1 protein-coding gene and 1 pseudogene are annotated in these 973 nt (G+C 68.8%); both read right to left on the bottom strand.

Annotated features, from left to right (window positions below; all coding sequences use genetic code 11):
- Positions 1-314, bottom strand: a pseudogene (gene cseB / locus BZY54_RS47320) (two-component system response regulator CseB); the annotation flags it as partial.
- A 178-nt stretch (positions 315-492) separates the two neighbouring features.
- Positions 493-973, bottom strand: a 481-nt coding sequence (locus tag BZY54_RS47315) for a hypothetical protein (protein WP_107420015.1), incomplete at its 5' end; no start/stop codon positions are given.

The following is a 973-nucleotide window of genomic DNA, read 5'->3' as shown; positions in this document are numbered from 1 at the left end:
GGCTTGGTCACGTAGTCGTCCGCGCCCGCCTCCAGGCCCAGCACGACGTCGATGGAGTCCGCGCGCGCCGACAGCATGATCACCGGCACCGTCGACTCGTCACGGATGCGGCGGCACAGGCTGACGCCGTCCAGGCCGGGGACCATGACGTCCAGCAGTGCGATGTCGGGCCTGTGGGCCCGGAACGCCTCCAGGCCGGACAGGCCGTCGGGCATGGCCGTGACCGCGAAGCCGTCCCGCTCCAGGGCGAGCTGTGTGGCCTCGCGGATGACGTCGTCGTCCTCGACGAACAGGACGTGGGTCTGCTCTGCCATCCCGGTGCTCTCAGTCCTTGTGTGCTTCAGATGGTGCGCTCACTGTGTGGACGCGTTGTGCGCGTGATGCGTTCACTCGCGAGGCGTTCACCAGGAGAACGGATCGCCGAACCGATCGGTTCACGCCGCAGGAACTCTCCCGTGGCCGGTTCTCGCGGGCCGTCGTATTGTCTCGCGGTCAGTTGTCGGGGGCCTTCGTCGGGCCCCCTCCGACGGCCTTGCTGTACTCGTTGCGCGTGCTGAACTCCTTGGTGAACCCGCTTCCGGTCCAGCGGTAGGTGATCACGTCCTCGCCGGAGGGGTTCGACACCGGGTCGTCCTTCTCGTAGACCTGCTTGGTCACCACGAGGTCGCCGCGGTCGATCTCGGCGTAGACCGGCGGTTCCTCCGACCGGAACACGTTCTGGTACCCGGCGCCCCGCTCGCGGTACACGTACGCGCCCACGCCCACCGCTTCTCCGCAGGTCAGCACGTTGACGACAATGTCGTCGCCCGAGCCCCCGGTCAGCTTGCCGTACGACACGTCGACGGGGTACTGGTCGGCCACGCACGGCTTGAGGCTGCGCTTCACGGCGGCCGAGACCTTCGGGTCGTCCTTGACCAGCCGGACCGCGTCCACCGGCCGGGGGGTGTCGGCGGAGGTGGGGGAGGGGCTGGAC

The sequence above is a fragment of the Streptomyces carpinensis genome (assembly GCF_002154505.1).
GTDB lineage: Bacteria > Actinomycetota > Actinomycetes > Streptomycetales > Streptomycetaceae > Streptomyces > Streptomyces carpinensis.
This window is presented reverse-complemented; position numbering and strand designations above follow the sequence as displayed.